This window comes from Pedobacter agri PB92 (assembly GCF_000258495.1).
In the GTDB taxonomy this organism is placed as follows: Bacteria; Bacteroidota; Bacteroidia; order Sphingobacteriales; family Sphingobacteriaceae; genus Pedobacter; species Pedobacter agri.
In genome coordinates this window covers 19,232-36,528 of record NZ_AJLG01000027.1, presented here as the reverse complement: position 1 = coordinate 36,528, position 17,297 = coordinate 19,232, and the positions used below count along the sequence as shown (strand labels likewise).

At 37.5% G+C, this 17,297-nt stretch carries 12 protein-coding genes and 1 tRNA gene; 6 read left to right on the top strand and 7 right to left on the bottom strand.

The features are described 5' to 3' along the window. Window positions 1–3,771 (top strand): two-component regulator propeller domain-containing protein (locus ON09_RS06160; protein ID WP_010600187.1); only part of this gene is annotated, 3,771 nt, incomplete at its 5' end. An 81-nt stretch (window positions 3,772–3,852) separates the two neighbouring features. Here ON09_RS06160 and ON09_RS06155 read toward each other — a convergent pair. From ON09_RS06155 to ON09_RS06135, 5 genes are all read right to left on the bottom strand, one after another. Then, the gene (locus ON09_RS06155) at window positions 3,853–5,328 is read right to left on the bottom strand and encodes a TolC family protein (RefSeq protein ID WP_157258860.1); all 1,476 of its coding nucleotides are present in this window, start codon (window positions 5,326–5,328) and stop codon (window positions 3,853–3,855) included. A gap of 13 nt (window positions 5,329–5,341) precedes the next feature. Next, window positions 5,342–6,706: an HlyD family secretion protein gene (locus ON09_RS06150; RefSeq protein ID WP_010600185.1), complete on the bottom strand. Its 1,365-nt coding sequence runs from the start codon at window positions 6,704–6,706 to the stop codon at window positions 5,342–5,344. Next, window positions 6,699–7,703 (bottom strand): ABC transporter transmembrane domain-containing protein, encoded by a 1,005-nt coding sequence (locus ON09_RS06145; protein WP_010600184.1) that lies wholly within the window; start codon window positions 7,701–7,703, stop codon window positions 6,699–6,701. Before ON09_RS06145 ends, ON09_RS06150 begins: the two co-directional genes overlap by 8 nt. A gap of 96 nt (window positions 7,704–7,799) precedes the next feature. Next, window positions 7,800–8,114: a hypothetical protein gene (locus tag ON09_RS06140; RefSeq protein ID WP_157258858.1), complete on the bottom strand. Its 315-nt coding sequence runs from the start codon at window positions 8,112–8,114 to the stop codon at window positions 7,800–7,802. A gap of 166 nt (window positions 8,115–8,280) precedes the next feature. Then, window positions 8,281–8,757: a Crp/Fnr family transcriptional regulator gene (locus tag ON09_RS06135; RefSeq protein WP_157258857.1), complete on the bottom strand. Its 477-nt coding sequence runs from the start codon at window positions 8,755–8,757 to the stop codon at window positions 8,281–8,283. A gap of 394 nt (window positions 8,758–9,151) precedes the next feature. On the opposite strand from ON09_RS06135, the gene ON09_RS06130 reads away from it, so the two are divergent. Next, window positions 9,152–10,984, top strand: coding sequence for an MGH1-like glycoside hydrolase domain-containing protein (locus tag ON09_RS06130; RefSeq protein ID WP_010600181.1), 1,833 nt, complete (start codon window positions 9,152–9,154; stop codon window positions 10,982–10,984). Window positions 10,985–11,036: 52 nt separating this feature from the next. Here ON09_RS06130 and ON09_RS25110 read toward each other — a convergent pair. Continuing rightward, window positions 11,037–11,105 (bottom strand) — tRNA-OTHER (locus tag ON09_RS25110). 56 nt (window positions 11,106–11,161) lie between these two features. Between ON09_RS25110 and ON09_RS24140 the strand changes: the two genes are divergently transcribed. The 4 genes from ON09_RS24140 to ON09_RS06110 all read left to right on the top strand — a co-directional run bounded on the left by ON09_RS24140 (window position 11,162) and on the right by ON09_RS06110 (window position 15,887). Beyond that, complete coding sequence (locus ON09_RS24140) at window positions 11,162–12,307, top strand: tyrosine-type recombinase/integrase (protein ID WP_010600180.1); 1,146 nt, start codon at window positions 11,162–11,164, stop codon at window positions 12,305–12,307. A 60-nt stretch (window positions 12,308–12,367) separates the two neighbouring features. Further along, window positions 12,368–13,156, top strand: coding sequence for a hypothetical protein (locus tag ON09_RS06120; RefSeq protein ID WP_010600179.1), 789 nt, complete (start codon window positions 12,368–12,370; stop codon window positions 13,154–13,156). 127 nt (window positions 13,157–13,283) lie between these two features. After that, window positions 13,284–13,892 (top strand): hypothetical protein, encoded by a 609-nt coding sequence (locus tag ON09_RS06115; protein ID WP_010600178.1) that lies wholly within the window; start codon window positions 13,284–13,286, stop codon window positions 13,890–13,892. A gap of 75 nt (window positions 13,893–13,967) precedes the next feature. Further along, window positions 13,968–15,887: a hypothetical protein gene (locus ON09_RS06110; RefSeq protein ID WP_157258856.1), complete on the top strand. Its 1,920-nt coding sequence runs from the start codon at window positions 13,968–13,970 to the stop codon at window positions 15,885–15,887. A gap of 77 nt (window positions 15,888–15,964) precedes the next feature. Here the strand turns inward: ON09_RS06110 and ON09_RS06105 are convergent, their stop codons facing one another. Further along, a complete protein-coding gene (locus ON09_RS06105) occupies window positions 15,965–16,594 on the bottom strand; it encodes a helix-turn-helix domain-containing protein (RefSeq protein ID WP_010600176.1) in 630 nt (209 codons plus the stop codon). Window positions 16,595–17,297 lie beyond the last annotated feature (703 nt).

The following is a 17,297-nucleotide window of genomic DNA, read 5'->3' as shown; positions in this document are numbered from 1 at the left end:
AATAACTTTATTCGCAAAATATTTAAGTACGATGCCAAAACTTTCTGGATCGGCACCGATGAAGGTATTTACATTTTCAATCTGGAAACAGAAAAGTTTACACTTTTTAAACCACTTCAAAATTCTTTTATCAACGATATCATCCGATCTAAAAATGGTAACATCTGGATTGCAACCAAAGAAAGAGGCGTTTACTGTTTCTCCACACCAACTCAAAAGTTAAAAAACTTTTCAACTTCCTCTGCAGTAAAAATTTCATCAAATGAGGTACCTAAAATACTGCAGGACGATGCCGGAGATATTTGGTTAGGTACTTATGGTAAAGGAATTGATGTGTTAAATCCAAAAACAAATAAAATCCGACACTATAATACATCTTCTGCTTCGAAGCTTTCGAGTAATGTAATTCTTGACTTGTATAAAGACAGTAATGGCGATATCTGGGTTGGAACCATGGCAGGTGGTTTAAATCTTTGGAATAAAAAGACAGATAGCTTTACTATTTATCAAAAATCATCAGGAAATTCCATTAGCGATAATATTGTCAGAACTATTTATGAGCCGAAGCCTGGCTATATCTGCCTGGGTACTGAAAAAGGTTTAAACATATTTGATCGCAAAAATAATCGATTTACGGTTTATCAGAATAAAAATAATGATCCTTTCAGTATCAATGATGATGCAGTTTACAATGTTTTTAAAGATAAAGAAGGTGGCATTTGGGTAGGGACTTATTTTGGTGGTTTGAATTATTACCATGAAGGAAGCTCAGGATTCGAGTTTTATTATCCATCGGGTGTTAAAAATTCATTATCAGGAAATGCGGTAAGTGCTTTCCTTGAAACCAAACCGGGGCAAATGTGGATTGGTACGGAAGATGGTGGTTTGAACTATTTTAATTCAGTTGATAAAACCTTCAAAAAATTTCCCTTTTCAGCCGGGCAAGACAGTCTTTCGTATCACAATATTCATGCACTTTATAAAGATAAATCTGGCAATATCTGGGTTGGCATGTACACCGGCGGTTTGAATATTCTTAATCCAGCAACGGGGAAAATTAAGCGGTATAAAAGTGATCCCGGAAATCCAGCCACACTTAGCGATAATAGCGTTTACTCAATTGAAGAAGACCGGCAAGGTAGAATTTGGGTTTCAACTATCTCTGGCTTAAATCTTTATGATCAGCAAAATGACCGGTTCATTCGCATCAAAGGAAAAAATCTGGATAAGAGTTGTATTTATCAGGTTTACCAGGATAAAGAAAACGTCATCTGGATTGCTACATACGATAATGGATTAATTAGGATGGATCCTAATAACCACCTTACACAATATGCTTATTCCAGTAAACCGGGCTCCATCAGTTCTAACAAAATTATTTGTATGCTGGATGACGGCGAAGGTAATTTATGGTTAGGAACTGATGGAAGCGGCTTAAATGTTTTCAACAAAAAATCGGGTAAATTTAAATCTGCAGAAGATGAAAACTGGATTAAAAGTGCCGTTGTATATGGCATTGTAAAGGATAATACCGGCAAAATGTGGTTTTCTACTAATAATGGCGTTTTTGAATTTGACCCCAAAACGAAGGTGAAAAGGAGCTTTGGAAAATGGGATAATTTGCAAAGCCAGCAATACAATTATAAGGCATTTTATAAAGATTCAACCGGGAAGCTTTATTTTGGAGGGATAAACGGATTTAACGCTTTCTATCCAGATCAGGTTCAAAATAGCACTTCAACACCAAAGGTTTCATTTACTAATTTTCAGTTATTCAATAAAGATTTAGACTTAAACGATGACAAAAGTCCGCTGAAAAGTTCCATAAATTATACTGATGAAGTGATATTGGATTACAACCAATCTGTATTAAGTATCGAATATGCATCACTGAGTTTTATCGCTCCCAATAAGCTACAGTATGCTTTCAAAATGGAAGGATTTGATAAGGGATGGAACAATGTTGGTAGCCAGAGAAAAGCAACCTATACCAATTTACCTGCCGGCGATTACAGTTTTCAGGTAAAGGTAATTGATGATTTAGGGGCAGATATTGGAGCGGTATCTACCATTAAAATAAAAATATTACCACCGTTTTATAAAACGATTCCGGCCTATATCTTCTACTTTTTGGTTTTTGTAGCTGGTGCATTCTGGCTACGCCGGTATGTGTATGAAAAGGAACGAAAACGCAACGAAATTAAACTGGAAAGGCTAAAAAACAAAAATGAGCAAGATTTCTATAAACAAAAAATAGAGTTTTTTACAGCAATGGCACATGAAATCAGAACACCGCTTTCATTGATTATTGCTCCGTTAGAACGACTTCTATCAAAAAAGGAAAAAGATAGGGAAGCGATGGATCAGCTACAGGTAATGGAAGAAAACTCTGATCGCCTACTTACCTTAGTGAACCAGTTACTTGACTTTAGACGCATTGAAAGTGATATTTTCGAAATCCATCCAGAGCCAATTGAACTCATCTATCTGATCAATAGTATTCGCGATCGTTTCTCGCCAATTGCAACAAAAAGAGGATTAGAATTTTCGATTGTAAGTGCTTTTCAAAAACTTGACATTAACGCCGATCCGGAAGCTTTGATGAAGATTCTGAGTAATTTATTAATCAACGCATTTAAGTTCGCCCGCAATAAACTGGAAATCAAGGTAAATGATTTGTATACTTCCGCAGATGGGCAACAGATGGTTTCCATTAGTGTAGAAGATGACGGAATAGGTATTCCAAAAGCGCAATTGGATTCAATTTTTAAAAAGTTTTTTAAGGTTTCTACCGAGGAACATCATTATACCAATCTCGGTGGTACGGGTATTGGATTAGCACTTGCCAAATCTTTGAGTGAAAAACACGGAGGTAAGCTTGAAGTGAGGAGTGAGGAAGGGGTGAGAACAACATTCACCGTTTTGATTCCATTTATGCAAAATGAAATTGCAATGGGCAACGATTTTGAAGAGGTGAGTGAAGATCCCGAAGGTAAACTAACTGTATTAGTGGTAGAAGATGATCCATCTTTGCTGGAATTTTTATCTAAAAGCTTTATTGCTGAGGGCTATCATACCATCAGATCGAAAAACGGAAAAGAAGCACTTAAACAGCTGGATCATCACCAGGTTGATCTGGTAATTTCTGATGTGATGATGCCGGTAATGGATGGCATCGAGCTATGCAAAATCATCAAAAATGATATTGATTATAGCCATTTACCGGTGGTTTTATTAACTGCCAAAACGAATACCGATGCAGAAATACAAGGTTTAGAAAGTGGGGCAGACGCTTATATCTCAAAACCTTTTAAATGGAAACAGCTTTCTTTAGTGATTAAAAACTTACTGGAACGGCAAGCGAATTTGAAACAACGATTTGCGCAAAGTCCGTTAGAAGGAACTGAAATTTTAATCAGTGGTAACCGGGATAAGAAATTCCTGGAGAAAATTACCCAGATTATCGAAGCAAGAATTTCAGATCCGCAACTTTCTGTGGAAGATTTAGGGAGGGAGGTTGGTTTAAGCCGATCGAGTTTATACAAAAAAATCAAAGCCAAAACCGGCCATGTACCCAATGAATTTGTGCGATTAATTAGATTAAAAACAGCTGCTAAATTATTGGTAGAGCAGGAGTATACGATTGCTGAAATTGGTTATATGGTGGGTTTCAATTCGCATTCCTATTTTAGCAAATGCTTTTTCACCCAATTTGAGTTAACGCCTACAGAATTTGCCGAAAAGTATAAAAAAGATATTCCAGTAGATTAATTTACTGGAATATCCTCCCTTAAAACAAATCATTAGATTTCGATTTGTAGCGTATAGCTTGCAGAAACGCCTAAATTTTCTTTAGAGGCTATTATCTATTTGTCTGGTTCCTGCTTTATAATACAACTCTGCTATCGTTTTCTGATAACTGGAAATCATACTTTCCTGCTTTATTTTCATATCGATTAACTTCGTTTCACGGCTGTTAATCAAGAACAGTGTACTTTCACCCAATGCAAATTTTTGGTTTTCACCGGTTACTAAAATCTGCTGATTTTCGATACTCTTTTGTTGTACTGCCAACTGTGCAGCGTAAGCTGAAAGATCGTTGTACGAAGTTAAGATGTTATTCCGGATTTCTCTTCCTGATTGCTGAAGCTCGTAGCTCAGTTCCTGCTGCTTAATTTTCACTTCTCTGAGTTTTCCTCTTTCAGATCTTAAAAAAAGTGGAAACGCAAATTCTAAACCCAGTTTATAGTTACTCCAATTAAAATCATAATAACCCGGGATATTACTGTTAAAATTTGTGCGGCTGGATATTAAATTACCGATCACATTTAGCTTTGGTTTGAGTAACTCTTGCCGGTAGCTTCTTTCAATTGCCAGTTGCGCTCCCTTGGTTCTTAATTTTACCAGATCCGGGTGCTGGTTAGCTGATTGACCTAACAAAGTATCTAATACCAGTGGATTTAAGCGATTTGGTATTGCTATGATGTTTTGTGGCAACGCGTCTGCCGGTAGTTCAAGTGGGTTTCCATCTTCGTTCCAAAGGTGATTTGATAATACCAAACGGGCATTCTGTAATTCAATAGCCGTTTTTTCTTTCTGGATCATTCTTTCCTGAACGGTAATATAAGCTTCAACTGAATCTATCGCGGGTTTATCCCCTAATACCGTTTGTGTGCTCAGCGCTTTAAAGCGTCGCTCAGCCAACTCAAGACCTTCTTCAATCAGTTCAAACTGCTTGTAAGCATAATACCAGTTCCAATAATCTTTGGCTACGCCATACCAAACACTGTTAATTTGCTTTAACTGATCTGCTTCAGCGTACTCCACCATAATTTTTGATTGCCTTAAAGTATTTCTTCGGGCATCGATGATTAATCCTTGGCCTAATGGAATACTTATTCCTACTGCAGATAAGCCTTGGTTATTTGTTCGGCTTTCAGGGTTTACGTACGTTCCAACATTGCGGTCATAGCCAACTTTTAAATCAGCACCAGCAAGCCAAAGTGGGATTTTCAGTTCGCTATCCCACTTATTGTAATATTCTGTGTTTCCAAATAACTTCCTGGCAAAACCGGCTTTTAAAGTAGGGTCGAAATAACCCAGCGATTGCAATACATTTGCCCTTGCCGCTTCACTTAAAAGTGCTGCCTGTTTTATAATCGGATGATATCTAAAAACAAGCATCTGCAAATCTTCAAGTGAAAAAACTCTGGCCGTATCGTAATTTTTTTTGATTACTGCATTCGGTTTTAGCTGAGCAGTGCTAAACTGGCTTATTAACATCATCCATATAAAGCAAATAGCAAAGCTTTTTAATTTTATATTCATGTTAAAATCATCTTTATTTTGCATCTGTCAAACTTTTAGAGGGTTCTTTCTCTAAACTTGGAGGAAAACCATTAAGTTGTCGCCAGATTTCATACCATAGCGGAACTGATCTAAGAATGATGCGGCCAAAAACCCCCGATCCTTGACGTAGCTGAGGTGGCCATGGTTCATCGTTCACCGGTACCGGGTTGGTTTGACTAATCAGTACACGATATTTTCCGTCAGAACTACTCACTTTATCAATAGAAAATATTTTTCCGGCAAAAGTACCTACTGCTACTGATGGCCATCCAGAAAACTGAACCGATGGCCAGCCTTCGAATTGTAAACGGACATTGCTTGTATCTAAAATCAATGGAACATCCATGGCACTCACATATAACTCTGCCGCCACCATTGGTGATTTTGGTTGTAAGGTGGCTACTGATTCTCCTTCTTTAATATTTTCGCCAATACCCGCTTTTAGTGTTTTTACTACAAATCCGCTTTGCGGCGCACGAACAACATATAAACTTCTCCTCACATTGATGTTAGAAATATCATTCCTTAGCTTAGCAATTTCCCCCTGTGCACTGGCCCGGCTAGAAATTGCCGAACTCATATCTGACTGTGCTTTCGCCAATGATTCCTGGTATTTTGCCCTGATGTTATCCAGTTCGATAATTGAATTCAATAAGTTTTGTCTCGAATTGCCTAACTTATTTTGCTGACTGATTACTTTGGCATTATCCTCCTGTAGTTTTAATCTTCTAGTCTCAATATCTGTTAATGAAAATAACCCGTTTTTATAACCAGCTTCATATCGTTCCAAACGAACTTTTGCTGTTTCATAGAATTTTTGTACCGCCAAAAGTTCTGCACTATCTATGCTTAAATAATTCCTGGCCTGGCGAACCTTGTTTTCTGCAGCTTTTATCTGGAAATTCAAACCATTACCCAAAGCATCAATCTGAGATCTAGTGGCATCCATTTTTTGTACGGCTGCGGTTTCACTACCTCGTTTAGCATCCAACTGTTCATTAAGTCGGGTGGGTAATTCCGGATCAAAATAAGATTGGCTGGTTTCTGAAATTACCAGGATGGTATCACCTTTTTTTACTTCTTGTCCTTCTCTTACTGCCCAATGTTCTATTCTGCCGCCAATTTGATTTTGAACAGTTTGCGGCCGATCTTCAGGACGCAATGCTGTAACAGTGCCACGTCCGGGTATCGTTTGCCTGTAAGGAAGAAACAGTAAAATGATAAAGAAAACTAACACAAACAGCGCTACTTTACCTAATCGCTTTGAGCCTTTAGCATCAATAATCCTGCTGTTGGCATGTGTAGAAAGCTCTTCCCAAGCTTTAATTTGAGCCAGATTGTTGCTAATTTTACCCATTAGTCAGGTCTCCTTCCTCTAACTCTAAATCGGTTACGACAGCTAATTTCTCACTTCCCGTAACCATATCAAATACCGTATTTAAGTTTGTCATCAGTTTTTCAATGGCATAACTAATTTGTACAATAATTACTTCTGCGGCAACGAACTGGCCAAAAGTCATTTGGCGCTCTACTACAAAATATGATCCCATTAACAAAAGCGCTCCCATTAAAATGGTACGTAATGCTACAGCGCTCATGAAAAAATTTCTCAATACCGTAAAATGGTCATTACGGGCCTGAATATAATTTGCCGTAATCTCATCGGTACGGTCTATGATTTCTTTTCTTTTAACTTTGCTTTCGCGATAAGTATCTAAATCTCCGGCAATTTCTTCCAGATAGGCCACCACTTCATACTTATAACTCGATTCTTCCATGCTCGTTTGCACCCCACGGCGATAGTATAAAACTAACACCAGGATAATCACCAGCAATACGAATGTTCCAAAAGCCATAAAAACAGGGTGATAGAATGAGAGCAAAATTACGCTGAAAAAGATTTGCACTCCAGCGGCAATAATATCAACCAATAATTTGGTTAAGCCCTTCTGTATGGTTAGGATATCGAAAAACCGATTGATCAGCTCTGAAGGATTTTCGCCTTCCAGAGCCTTCTTTTTAATACGTGGCAAGCGAAATGCGAATTCCAGTGCTGCCTTTGTAAAAATCTTTTGCTCTAAAAACTCAACCAAAGTTAACTGGCCGATTAATAAAATACCGCCTACAACAATACCTACCAATATCACGGCGATTAAGATATAAGTAGAGCTATACACCGCACCGTTAGATAGCAAATTAAATACGGCACTGGTTCCTAATGGTAATGATAGGCCGATTAATCCAATTAATAGGGCATATATATAAATGTAATTGATGGTTTTACGCTCCAGGTGAAGCATACGCACCAATCTTTGCCAGGGCGTTGGAGCGCCGACAATATGATGATTTTTCATTTGTGTATGATAATTTTTAAAAAGTTTGGGATGAAATTTCCTGGGATGAAATCTTTAGCTCACAAAATTAGTCAAAAAATATAATTAAGACTTAATTTATGTCAAAGCTGGTCCGTCCGGAGGCGGTGTGGGCACATTTTTTGGAGGGAAATTTCCGATCCGATCCCTATAGGCATTAACCCTAACAGGCAAATGATTTGTCCAAAGTGGATGCTCATGATCCATAATCGATGATTCGTATAGGAGCAACTTCTTTTTCGCGGTATCGAAGGATTCTTCTTCCTTATCCTTACTTTCCTCCGCACTTTTTTCGATAGAATAGGTAGAAGATGATGAAAAGGAGGAAATGGAAAAGGTGAAGAATTTAAGAATAAATATGCCCAATAGCAAGCAGCCAAATATGCTCTTCAAAGAATTTTTTCCTAATAACCTAATCATCGAGTTGCAAAGATATAATGGCAATCGATACGGTGAACTCATTTTACTCATTTTAAAGTCACTTTCTGGCAGATTTAGCAAAGATTAACCTAAATATTATATTATTATTAAAACGAAATTAGAAAAAGGTCGAACTTCATTAAAACTTATCATTACTTATTAAAGGCAATTCTATTTTAGACCTAATTCGGCTAAGTGTCTCAACCCTCATCCCAAGATAACTTGCTTGGAATTTTACGGGCAGGCGATCGATATAGTTGATGCCTTTCGATACAAACATGCTGTATCGATCTGCAGCATTTGGTATTCTTGCAAGGATAGCACTTTGAGATGCAGCATAATATTGAATAGCAAAAAGTTTTCGCCCTATAATATGCGCCTCAGGGAATTTAGCATACACGGTTTCAATTAAGGCATAGGGAATCCGGATTAAATGACAGTCTTCCAAAGCCTGCAAATACTCGGTAGAATAACTTTCTATTCCATCGGGATGTCTGATTGCGCCAATAATTTCATTCTCAAAACTAAAACGTGTGGTAATTTCTTTATTATTATTCCGAACGAAACCCCGAACCAATCCACTGGTGATAAAAAAAAGATATGCATTGTGATCCAATGGAGAAACAATGAATTTATTTTTTTTACAGTTATTGGGCAGCAATGGGTTCGATAATCGATCATTAATTCTTCTGAAATAGGACTTAAACTTTTAAAATAATTAAAAAGTGGTTCGATAAATGAATTTGGTTCGGAACTTAGCATATTAATTAGAAACGGCTTATATCTTATATTAGGTTTTTAATTTTATTTGTTGATTTACGTAATATTCCCAGAAGTGGTTTTTAACCTATTTGATAAAATTTAAGATAAATTACGGCGATTGTGGGATATTATTTCGGTATAAGTGATTCGACTATATTTTATCAAGAAAAAATTAGGTTGATGGCGCACAAACTCGGATATTTAATTTTCAATATTAGAATTTCAAGTAATAAAACCTTCTTGTAGATATGCGAAATTTCCTGTTGCTAGTGATCACAACATCTTTAATCATTTCCAATCTCCACGTTTTTGCGCAACATACTTCTGTTTATGATCAGGAATTAATTAGGTTGAAATCTGAAGCTAAAGAGAAATTATCCCGGCAGGTTGATCTATTTAATGCATACAGGAATCGCCCGGAATCCGACGGCCCATATCGTAAAGAAAATAATAAAGATTTTCTACTTAACAATGTTCCGTTTTTTGATTGCGACGATACGCTTCTATCAGAAGTTTATAACTATCGCTGGTGGATGATCAGCAAACATCTAAAGGAATATAATGATCCTTATGATCATAAAAAATATTGGGTGGTAACGGAGTTTTTTGGCGTAAAGCCCTGGGCATCGAGAAGCGGAGCAATTACTTGTCCGGCAGGGCACCAGTTTTACGATGTGCGCTGGCTAAGGGATAATCAGTATTTGAAATCCTATACCGACTATTTTATCAGTGGTTCAGCTTCTAAATTAAATCAGCGGGAAAATGCAAATTTTTTAACTTACTTGAGCAGGCCGGAGAGTCACCACTTTTCGAGCTGGATGATTAACGGCGTTGATGCTTTCCTAAAAATTCATCCTGATAAAACATGGCTAAGAGAGAAACTACCTGATTTAGAACGTCATCAACAGGTTTGGGATAGTTTATTCACGGTGAAAAATAAAAACTCACCTACTTCTGGAATGTATAAAATTCTTGATTTGTATAATGGAATGGAATTTAGTCTTTCTGCAGTAATGGGATTGATTAAAAGTGAAAGCCCATACAGCATTTACACAAATAAGTCATGGCGGAACTATTATTTGGGTTGGGAAACTACTGGTAGAGCCGCTCAATCATTACAGGCAAAGCAATATCCTAAAGCGTTTCGCAGCGGCTATCCTGATTTTTATATGGTCAGGCCATCGGTAAACAGTTATGTTTATGGCAATCTGAAATCGTTAGCTGATCTCTATCGGCAGGACGCTTTTAACTTTAAAGAAGAACATTCGGCAACAAAAGCAGCACTTTATCAGAAAAATGCTACGAACCTTCAAGAAAAGGTATTAACCGTGTTATGGAACGATGATGATAAATTTTTTAATTCGCTAACTGCCGGAGATAACGAATTCGGTGTAAAAGATTTCCAGTCAAATGTTCGTGAGTCTGTTGGTTATTCGCCATGGTATTTTAAACTGATTCCGTTAAAACATTACCGGAAGTTTGGCGAATCATGGAATATGTTTTCTTCCGCAAAAGGTTTTTATCATACCAAAGGAATGACTACTGCAGAACGTCAACATCCGTTTTACAACGAACAGGCCTATGCGTGGAATGGCAGGGGCTGGCCATATGAAAATTCAGTGGTTTATAAAGGTTATGCAAATTATCTCCGTGACTACAAAAAGAATGCTTCATTAGGTGAGAAACAATTGCTGATAGATTATGTAATGAAGCTTGCAAGAATGCATGGCTCGAAAGAAAAAAATATCGGTGAATGGTACATTCCCAGCAATGGAGAATCTTTTGGTGGAGAAAAGGATTATTTTCATTCTAGTTTTCCAGACATCATTATTGAAGATCTTCTTGGCTTCAAGGCTTCACACGCAGATGAGTTTGCTATCAAACCGCTGCTTTATGATGATCTTTGGAGCTATTTCTATCTGGGGAATATTAGATACCATAACCATGATATCGATATTGTTTGGAAAAAAGATTGGGATCCTGATAAGCCTGGAAATCAAAGTAAAATATGCGTTTGGGTTGATGGGAAGTTGAGGGATTCAAAAACATCACTAGCTGAAAAAATGAAAATTAAGCTTTAGCCCGCAGAGAATGGAACATAAAAAAAACCCTCCAGTTTTACTGAAGGGTTTGTGGGCCCAGCTGGGCTCGAACCAGCGACCAAAAGATTATGAGTTGCACTAACCAACTGAGCTATAGGCCTCTGAGACGCTTTTTTCGATGATTCTTATCCATGAATCATTAAAAAATGCGCCAAAATGCAACTACAAGAAGTAAGGATTGTAACATCCAATGACATAACAACAAGGAGTTATGTAACGTTCTATTGGAACGGAAAACGTGTAAGAGAATACAACGGAAACAATATTAACTCACCAATCAAACCCAACCTAGCAAAGACAATTAAAGAAAGAAACAGGCTCTTAAAGCAACTTGAGTTTGAGATACTGAAAGCCGTAGAGAGTGGCAACTACCCGTATGATGCCAAACCTAAATCAAACCATCTACCATCAGCGGACAATGTTGATACCTCAACTGGCTATCTTCTTGATTGGGCTTTAGATGTTAAACTGAATTCTGACGTCAGTCACTACTACAGGAAAAACCTGAAAGGCATTCATCGACACTTCAAAGCATTTCTCACAAAGGAGGAACTCGAGAGTGATATCACCCTTATAAAACGTACGAGGGTTGAAGAGTTTCTACAGCGATACAACTCATCAGGAATGTATTACATGGATCGAAGACGTGATTTAGGTGTATTGTTTTCACTGATCAGCAGAGAGCTAGAAAAGCCCCTTCAGGCGGTTCGCGAAACCAGTACAATGAAGAAAAAAGCTAAGCTTCATAAGATCTATGAACACGAAAAGATGAAGTTGATCGTCAACTACCTCAAAAACAATCATGAAAACCTACACATCTGCGCCCTTTTATGCTATGGGTGTTTCCTCAGACCTCATCAAGAGATACGAAACCTAAAGGGAAAGCACTTCAAAAGGGATTGCACTGAGATACATCTTTCAGGTGATGAAAATAAAAGCGGGCGTGTCCGAGCAGTTCATATCCCTGAATACATCAGAGCGGTTATTTATGATAGGGTATCATTACTTGGTGATGAAGACAACCTATTCACCATGAAAACAAGAGTGTTTAACCTAGCCTACTTCAACACACAATGGAAACGTGTATGGGTAAAGATGTTTGAATTGGGTTTGATTGAGAAGAATCAAACCTTATATTCCTTTAGACATACTGGTGCGGTAACAGTATATAGGAATGTTAAAGACGTTAGTGTTGTTCAAAAATTACTAGGTCATTCAGATATGATTGTAACACTAACTTACTTGAGATCACTCGGTGAGATGAATCACAATGATTTGAAACACTTACTACCAACATTATAGTTGGTGTTCTAATACTTATTAAATACTTTTAGTGGCGGAGCAAAACCCTCCGCCATTAGTATGTTCTCAACTACGTTGCTTCCAGACTTTAGAAAGTTAAGTGACTACTTTAATAATCTACAGGAACACCATATACTTGAAGTAGAAAAACTTGGTGGCGTTCCAGTTCATTTGGAGTATTACAATGAACAAATGTTTAGGGAGCTCGAAGTAAACCTAAACAAGCTTCTAAATCATTACAATTTGCAGCATCATTTTAAAGAGATGCTGTATTTGATCCTATCCAAAAGCGAAGAGATTGGTAAACAATGGACAGCTTACAAGCAGAAATATAATGACGATATAATGCTCAAGGAGATTGCTACTTTCTTACTTGGCATCTCGAGAATAAAGCCAAATGAAACGTTACAGCTTAACATCAAACCATCACTAAGTGAGACCATTAAATTGAAGAACAGCGACGTAACTAAATGGGTTACTGATGTAATGTATAAAGCAGTTGAAAACCAAGACTTCCCATTAAGTCTGTTCGGCACACAAATATATACCTTATTTGACGATGGTTTTGGCGGCAACTTGTCGCCTGCAAAGATGAAGCAGGCAAGCGAACTAAAACCCGATAATCCAAGGCATAAACTGCTCCCTATGATGGCCAACATGTGTTTCTATTTGCAATCGTACCTTATAAACCAGACACACTTAACACTTCAGCCCAATACCTCCCTCTCAGATGTGCAAGCAAACTTCTTCTTTGATTTGCTTAGTATGTTGCAATACATTGAACCAGAATTAATCAACTCAGAACCTAAGGACTACATCTATTCATTGCTAGCTAATTTCAAAAAGTAAACCATTGACTGACAGGGCTATATAATAATGTAAAAACAGCCTAGACCTATTGCCTTATAGGATTCACCACTGTTGCACCTTTGTATTGTAATTCAACAATGTAGTTGAATTTGAACAATAAGAAACAATGGTAAAGAACCAGTTTGAGATCAACCAAAAACAGCGTGAGTACGACTTACTGAAACCTGTTAACATGACTAACCTTGCACCAAGACAGGGTTACTATTTAATAATGAATGTTTCCAAGCAAGTGCTTGCCGGAGTCGAGTGCAGGATTGCAAGGTGCTTGTGGAAACAACATCAAAGTGAAAACTTTGATTTGGACTTCCATGTTACCATTCAACTACGATCACTTGAAGGTAAACACTCCAAAGGCCCTAAGCACAAACTGCAAACCAACCTATTAAAAAGCACTATTCATGTAATGGATGCTAAAGTTACTGTGATAAACAACGAGAGAGTTTTCTACGTTGCATGGGACTTGCTTAACGACCTAACTTCATTTCCATCTGGAACAATTGAAGAAACTGAAACAGATTTAGAGTTAGCAGAAGCAGTCGCCTTAAGTACTGATATTGATATCCAACTCACGGAAGCAATCAATAGCCAAATTGATATCAATGACGAGGTGATGCAAGCAATACTTCGACAGGAGGATAATGCTTTTGAAGAATACGAATCAACAAACGAGTTAATATTGGCACTTCAAGCACAAAACCTACCAAATCAAAAGTAACCTTAAACATAACAAACAGATAAGATAATGATACATCCTTTCAAAGATTACGACTATACTATTAATACTACAGCTATGAGATTCTCTGATGAACCTATGCTAAATCCTATCCCGGCCAATGTTATAATCAACAAAGTCATTACTGGGTGGGGAGCTACCTATGCAGAGATTAAGGCTAAGCGACATAGCATCATTCTCCTACCGCATAAAAGTCAGATTGCCAACAAGCATTTAAAGCATTACGAAGAAGATTTTACTCAGGAGGTTACTGAAGCTGTAACTGTAGAGAAATTGAAGAAGTATATTAAGTCACACAAGTCCAAATACATGAAGTTCCTGTCAACACCCGAAGGACTTGGAAAGGTCATTAAAGCCCTTAAAGATTGCGACTATGATGTATTTAATCAGGTATTCGTACTTTGTGATGAGAGTCACAAAGTAACCACGGATGTTGGATACAGAGTTAATATATCAAGCTTTGCAGACAACTTCTTCCAATTTAAAAACAAAGCTATGATTTCTGCTACACCCTTTAGACCTTCGCATCCTAAACTCACTGAACAAGGTTTTCAGATGATCAAAGTGGATCACATCCGAGACATTAAAAAGCAAATCAAACTGAAGTGTGTTAACAACCTAGGTGCTGCATTTAAAGAGTATATAGAGCAGTATGATGGTGAAATGTTGTTTGTTTTCTTCAATTCATTGAACGGTATAAAGGCTCTCATTGATAACAACAATTTGATAGAGGAGTGTAACATCTACTGTTCCGAAGATGGAGTCAAGGATTTCAAACTGAAGGGTGTGTCCAATGCCTATTCAAAGATAGACACTACCAATCTAGCAAAAATCAACTTCTTAACAAGCAGCTTCTACAACGGACTTGATATTGAAGGTTTTGAGCAAATGCCTGATGTATTGCTTCTGACTGACCTAAGCGTTGCTGATCATACAATGCTTGATCCAAATACTGATGTTTATCAGATACTTGGTAGGTTTAGGCAACCAAAAGACAGCAAAGAAACTAAAGATAGACTTCGGACTGCTACTCATATCTTGAATAACAAACGAAACGCAGTAGTGAAGTTGGAAGATAATGCATTATCGGCTCTAGGGTACTCCTACATGGGTTATAAAGCATTGAATGATTTACAGCAAACGGTAACGAACCAAGTAGCAATTGACATATATGAAGAAGGCAAGAAGCGACTTCTTCCATACGCAAACCTTTTAAACACAAGAGAGGAACTTGACCCATTCAAGCTCGACAATTACTTATACAGTTGGAGATTGAAGCAGTGTTATGGTCATCCAATTGCCCTCCCGCTAGCATATGAGTTTTCAGGTTTGTTTGATGTTCAAGAGGAACATAAAGAGTATCTACCTGAAGAGTTTGAAACCATTTCGAAGACTATGAATCGTTATTCGACTACTAACATAAAGTGGTGCTGTGCGCAAATCATCTCAAACCATTTTGTAAGTGACGAAGATGGTAGGAATAACATTAGGAAGGAGCTTAAAGCAAGATTCCCTTTGATATTCGAAGCTGAAGAGAAGTTATCCATGGTAACAATACAGGAACTAGGCTATAAGAAATCTGCAATCGAGAGAGCTTTGCTAAAGTATAACATTGAACATGGTCTTGTCCATCATGGTTTGGTGGATGCAGTTGGTAGATTATTCAAGGTTGGCATTAGTTACCCTACTGCGGAAGTCAAAGTCAAACTACAAAAAGTGTATGATGAGTTTGGAATAAAGAAAACAGCCAAGTCCACAGACATAGAGACCTATTTCAGGATAGAGCCATTTACTGGCCATGTTGAACTTAAGAAGAAAGAGCTAGCAAGTTTGGATGATTCAACACATGATAAAAGTATATTTACGGATGCAGATGGAACTAAAAAGCGTTCTGTTAGAATGTACCGCATCATGGAGCGCAAACTAAAGCGATCCAGCATCAACTCGACGAGAGAACAACCTTACCTGAAAAGCTAATGAAGTTGAGTAGGCTTGCACAATTTATTGGGTGAAGGGTTTTATTACACCCCCAACTTGAAAAATGTGCAAGTCCTTTATGCAACAAGTAGAAATGGTGAAAAAATGCCTTTGACATTCATTTTGCTACTATCCCATATCCATTTTACTTCGTTACTCAGGGTATATTTGTCTCCATACGACCACCTTCTCTTTGACTGTTTGGTCTTTGTAACGTAACCAAGGTCGACCAGTGACTGGAATCTTTGATAAACAATTTTAGTTGACACCCCCAATTCGGATGCAATTCGATTTAAAGTATAGAATGGTCTTATAGTGCCCTCATAAAAGAACTGCTGTATAACTAAAAGCATTGCCTTATCATACAAATTAATGTCAATATCAAATATCTCGTAGGGTATGGCATTGAATGTATCATACCGCTTAAATGTGTACTCATTGACAGGAAGTCGATCTCTCACTACACGCTTTCTATTTTTCCTTATATTAATAAGTCCGGATCGTTCCAGTCGTTTTATTGAGGCTACTATAAAGTTTCTGGAACAGGTAGCCCTTTCTGCAATTGATTCATAAGAGGGGAAGCACCCTTCCTCACCGTTAAATGATTTTAATGCTGTGTAAGTGAGTATATCAACATATCTTATTTTTAGCTCATTAAGCTTTGTTATTCTGGGTAAGGCCACGAACTGGCCAGCTACATAATTCATTGTTCATTATCATTTGACTATACTGATCTCGATCCTAGATAAAGGATGTAATGGTGGTTGATCTCCTGTAAGTCTGATGAACAGCTGACACATAAAGATACGAAAAGTACAGCATAAATGGAAGCGAAAAGTGACCTCACAGGTACTGGAACTAAGGTTATTTATATAGTATTATAGTTATAGTACTCGTCAAGTAAGGTGTTTTGAAAAAAGTGACCTATGGAGTACTACTAATGAAAGTTCTCAGCGTATCAAAGTAATAATGTAAAACCAGTTACAGGAAATTAGCCCCCCATAGAATCTTTCGTGTGCTTTGCTCTATAAGTCAGTCGGATAGTCACCTTATTATCTTGCTTTTAAAAGGTTGCAAGTTACGTCTATTATCCTTAATAACAGTGCCTTTAAATCGAAATCAAATGTATTCTATTCATGCGCAGGTAGTTCCGAATACATCCCCCTCATGGTTCTCGATGTGAAGTGAAAGAGATAAGAACGAAGCTATAGCCACATAAAAGACTCGATTTACAAAAAGTAGTCATCAAGAAATGAAACCTGACAACAAAGAAAATGAAACGATTTGAAGCGGCTAACTTACAAAATCAGATAGAAAATAACCCGCCTAGACCAGTGCTAAAGAATTATAAGCTGGCTAGAAGAGCATTACCACTACAGAAGTCACTCAACGAGGGCATTGAATATCTAT

Coding starts and splice junctions, on each gene's coding strand:
- ON09_RS06150 (WP_010600185.1), bottom strand. CDS start 6,706: ATGGGTAAAATTAGCAACAATCTGGCTCAAATTAAAGCTTGGGAAGAG.
- ON09_RS24140 (WP_010600180.1), top strand. CDS start 11,162: ATGCAACTACAAGAAGTAAGGATTGTAACATCCAATGACATAACAACA.
- ON09_RS06130 (WP_010600181.1), top strand. CDS start 9,152: ATGCGAAATTTCCTGTTGCTAGTGATCACAACATCTTTAATCATTTCC.
- ON09_RS06145 (WP_010600184.1), bottom strand. CDS start 7,703: ATGAAAAATCATCATATTGTCGGCGCTCCAACGCCCTGGCAAAGATTG.
- ON09_RS06105 (WP_010600176.1), bottom strand. CDS start 16,594: ATGAATTATGTAGCTGGCCAGTTCGTGGCCTTACCCAGAATAACAAAG.
- ON09_RS06155 (WP_157258860.1), bottom strand. CDS start 5,328: ATGAATATAAAATTAAAAAGCTTTGCTATTTGCTTTATATGGATGATG.
- ON09_RS06115 (WP_010600178.1), top strand. CDS start 13,284: ATGGTAAAGAACCAGTTTGAGATCAACCAAAAACAGCGTGAGTACGAC.
- ON09_RS06120 (WP_010600179.1), top strand. CDS start 12,368: ATGTTCTCAACTACGTTGCTTCCAGACTTTAGAAAGTTAAGTGACTAC.
- ON09_RS06110 (WP_157258856.1), top strand. CDS start 13,968: ATGAGATTCTCTGATGAACCTATGCTAAATCCTATCCCGGCCAATGTT.